Origin of the sequence: Paracoccus sp. SY, from assembly GCF_002901215.1 — a bacterium.
GTDB classification, from domain to species: Bacteria; Pseudomonadota; Alphaproteobacteria; order Rhodobacterales; family Rhodobacteraceae; genus Paracoccus; species Paracoccus acridae.
This window is the reverse complement of sequence record NZ_NWMQ01000105.1, coordinates 1-3,917: the sequence shown is the minus strand read 5'-3', so window position 1 is coordinate 3,917 and position 3,917 is coordinate 1. Positions and strand designations below refer to the sequence as shown.

4 protein-coding genes are annotated in these 3,917 nt (G+C 67.1%); all 4 read right to left on the bottom strand.

The genetic code is table 11. The annotated features are described in order from the left end of the window. Window positions 1-4 precede the first annotated feature (4 nt). A complete protein-coding gene (locus CK944_RS21670) occupies window positions 5-1,492 on the bottom strand; it encodes a GspE/PulE family protein (protein WP_103175116.1) in 1,488 nt (495 codons plus the stop codon). Beyond that, a complete protein-coding gene (gene gspM, locus CK944_RS21665; protein WP_158248122.1) occupies window positions 1,492-1,956 on the bottom strand; it encodes a type II secretion system protein GspM in 465 nt (154 codons plus the stop codon). Before gspM ends, CK944_RS21670 begins: the two co-directional genes overlap by 1 nt. Next, window positions 1,946-2,989 (bottom strand): type II secretion system protein GspL, encoded by a 1,044-nt coding sequence (gene gspL, locus CK944_RS21660; protein ID WP_158248121.1) that lies wholly within the window; start codon window positions 2,987-2,989, stop codon window positions 1,946-1,948. The genes gspM and gspL overlap by 11 nt, the downstream gene beginning before the upstream one ends. A 303-nt stretch (window positions 2,990-3,292) precedes the next feature. Then, window positions 3,293-3,917: Hint domain-containing protein (locus CK944_RS21655; protein WP_239986210.1), on the bottom strand; the 625-nt coding region annotated here is incomplete at its 5' end.

The window sequence follows — 3,917 nt, the reverse complement described above, 5'->3', positions numbered from 1 at the left end:
CGCCTCATTCCTCCTGGAAGACGCGAGCGACGTCTTGGACGGTTGTGTTTGCGTCTCGGATGTTGCGCAGGCCGTCGGCCAGAAGGCCGGGGCTGTGGCGGCGGGCGGCGCGGGTCAACTCGGCCTCGGCGGCGCCGCCGTGGATCAGCGCCTCGAGATCGCGGCTGACGGCGATCACCTCGTAAAGGCCTAAGCGGCCCGCATAGCCCTGGCCCTGGCAGGCCGGGCAGCCCGTGGCGCGAAACACCCGCTCGCCCACGGCCAGGCCCTCGAGCAGGGCGGCCTCGGCCGGGCCGGCCGCGTCGGGGCGGCGGCAATGCGGGCACAGCCTGCGCACCAGCCGCTGGGCCACCAGCCCCACCAGCATGGGCGCCAGCAGGAACCGTTCCACCCCCAGGTCGATCAGCCGCGACACCGCGCCGATGGCGGTGGTGGTGTGCAGCGTTGACAGCACCAGATGGCCCGTCATCGCCGCCTCGGCCGCGATCTGGGCGGTGTCGCGGTCGCGGATCTCGCCCACCATGATCACGTCGGGATCCTGGCGCAGGATGGCGCGCAGCCCGCGCGCAAAGCCCAGCTCGGCCTGCGGGTTGACCTGCACCTGGCCGATGCCGTCCAGCGAATACTCGATCGGGTCCTCGACCGTCATGATGTTGCGCGTCCGGTCGTTGAGCCGATCAAGGGCTGCGTAAAGCGTGGTGGTCTTGCCCGACCCGGTCGGCCCCGTCACCAGCACCATGCCGCTGGGGCGCGCCAGCAGGCGGGCGAAGACCTCGGCGTCGCGCGCGCTCATGCCCAGCCGGTCCAGCCCCAGCCGGGCCTGGTCGCGGTCCAGCAGCCGCAAGACCACGCGCTCGCCGAACTGCGAGGGGATGGTGGACACCCGCACGTCGATCTCGTGGGGGCCCACGCGCAGCGACACCCGGCCGTCCTGGGGCTGGCGCTTTTCGGCGATGTCGAGCCGCGCCATCACCTTGATGCGGCTGACCAGCAGGGGGGCCAGCGCGCGCTTGGGCTCCAGCACCGGGCGCAGGATGCCGTCCACGCGCAGCCGCACCACCAGGCGCTTTTCCTCGGTCTCGATATGGATGTCGGAGGCGCGCTCGCGGATCGCCTCGAGCAGCAGCGCGTTGATCAGCCGCACCACCGGCGCATCGCCCGAGCGGTCCAGAAGATCGTCCACCACCGCCGCCGTGTCCGCAAGAGAGCCAAGCCCGCCCCCCTCCCCCGCCGCATCCCCCGCCGCAGCAGACGCCAAAACCGCATCGTCACGGTAAAGATGCGAAAGGCGTTCGGAGAAAAGGGCGTTGGGCAAACCCTCATACTCGATGGCGGATCCCGCGACGCGTTGCACCTCGGCCAAGGCCAAGAGGGGCGTATCGAAGCGGTGCAGACATGTCGTCCGACCCTCGATGTTTTGCAACAGGACACCATGACGCCGTGCGAAGACATAGGGCAGCAGGGGGACCTTGTCCGGCTGGACTCCCGGCATCACCGGCGCACCGTCATGGTGGCATTCACGATCCCTGGATCCGTGGTTCGATCCATATCCATGGCAACGACACGCAGACCTTGTTCGATCTCAAGCTCGGCGATCCATCGGACGATGTCGTTGAAGTCCGCCTTTTCGATCGCCAGTGCGACTTCCTCATCTGCCGCTTCGATGCGTCGGATCGTCAGATCGCGGGCGGCGGCCGTTCTGGTGACCACGGCGGAAATCGGCACATCCCCGGATCCGTCATCGTGCCAGGCACGCGCCGGTTCAGCCGATCTCGACTGCTTTCCGATCGAGGCCAGGGCCTCGGACCGGGCGGCAAGCAAGGGCCGCAACGCGATGTCCAGAACCAGAAAGGCGGTGACAGCCAGGATCATGCCCCATGCTGCCATCCGCCCGCGTCCGCTCAGCTTCAGCCATTCCCGTAAAGGCAGCCGCAACGATGTCGGCCTATTGTCCATGGATTGGCCCCCTGATGACCAGCCGCATCTCGGCTGTGCCATTGCTGCTTGTTGCCGCCCCCGAGGAGATGTTCAGCCCTGCGGCACCAAGTCGGCTTTCCAGATCGTGCAAGGCGGCAAGATCCTGTCCTTCGACCAGCATTCCAAGTTCGCCCGTCCTGGCGTCGAACGTCAGGGTGCGGACGACCATTCCGTCGTCGAAGGCAGGCAGAGCTTCGCTGACCTGGGTCAGAAGCGGAAGAACGCCGCCTGTTGCCAGTCCTTCGCGGGCCGTGTTTGCCTGCCGCTGCTGTCCTGCCTCTGGACGGATCGTCTGCGGGTCTGTCGGGGAATCGGCAGCTTCGCCCCGCCCCAAGGCCGCCTGCCGCTGGGCAATCCTTTCAAGCGCGATCGTTTCCGCGCCGAGGATTGCAAGATGCCCGATCAGCGCCAGCAGGGCGACGGCGGCTATTCCCTTGACCCTTCGCCGGCCCTTCCGGGCATAGCGGTCTGTCATCAGGTCGAATGTCAATGCCTCTGGGGGAGGGTCCTCGGGCATTGCCTGCACTGCGACGATCTGAAGCTCTGGCGGCAACTGGCCGCCGAACAGCACGATCCCCGGCATCCCCGCGGCACGCCAGAAGGTCGGAAAGACCTCGGTCCGCGTCGCAAGGCCGGTTCCATCGGGCAGCCGCACCAGAACCCGCCCGCCTGCCTCGCTCGCGTGCAGGCTGCCCATGGGCGGGACGGGCAGGGCCAGAACATCGGGGACAAGACGCGCATGTCCTGCATCGGCAAGGAGTGCCCATTCCGCCATGACGCTGTGCCGAAGAACCGCGACAAGACGCTCATCCTGCCCAAGTTCCGGTCCCGCAGCGATATGGACCTGGTCCAGCGGCTCTGCAAGAAGATCCTCGACGGCCGAACGCAGGGCTGCCTGCCGATCGCGACGTGGAACGGACGGCAGCTTCACCCGCGCCAGCAAGACATGTTCGCAAGGAATGGTGATCGCGTCCTTGCCGACCGTGCCGTCATTCACGCCGGGCAGCGCCATGGGGCCGTGCCCGGGCGGATCAACCCGCTTGGCTAACGCGGGCGCTAGGGACATTGCCCGATCTTCACGGACAACCGGTTCTGCGGCACCACAGGGTTCAGCCCATCTTCAAGATTTCAGACAGCCGGATTATAGCGGGAAAGTCTTAGCCTGTCCTGATCCAGATCCTTCCCTCCAGGGACCGCGCTTTCGGGAAGAGCGTGGAGACCGGAAGCGGTTGTTCCGCGTTCGGCATGTCCTTGGTGGCCATTGATCTTGGAAGGACCGGCTTTGGGCGGGTCCCTGCTTTTTCGTCGCCTGCGCTCACGCCACCAGGGGCTTGTGGTTTTGGGCGTGGCGCATGGCCAGCTTCCGGCCCATGCGGCCCGACACCATGGGCCGGGCAGCGGGCCGTACAAAGCCTGCCTCGCGCAGTTCGGGGAACAAGGCGAGGATCTCCTCGCGCGCGGCTTGGCCGATCATGTCCAGGGCCTGCCGGCCCGGGTGCAGCGACTCGGTTTCCGCGCCGTTGGACCAGACCACCTGATGGTCGTCGAACAGGACGTGGACATAGGTGATCTCGTCCAGGTCATCGGCGATGTCGATGCCCTCGACCAGCAAAAGCTGCTTGGCCGCCACCAGCACCTCGTCCGTGCCAAACATCTTCTGCGCGATCCGCGAACGAACCAGCACCCGATGCTGGGGAGAGACGATCAGGTTCGCCTCGGGCACGCCCTTGCCCAGGGCGCCCGCCGCAATGCGGAGGGGGCTCAGGTGGGGCGCGGCTTCCAACTCGTCCCGGCCCAGAAGGCGCCTGCCCACCCAGCGGACCGGCTGAAGCCCCGCGTCGCGGGTCACGACCAGATCGCCGACCCCAAGCCGACCCGCGGCGACCGGGCTTCGGTCGGTCCGGAATGACGATATAAACGTATTCAGGTTTTTGGGTCCA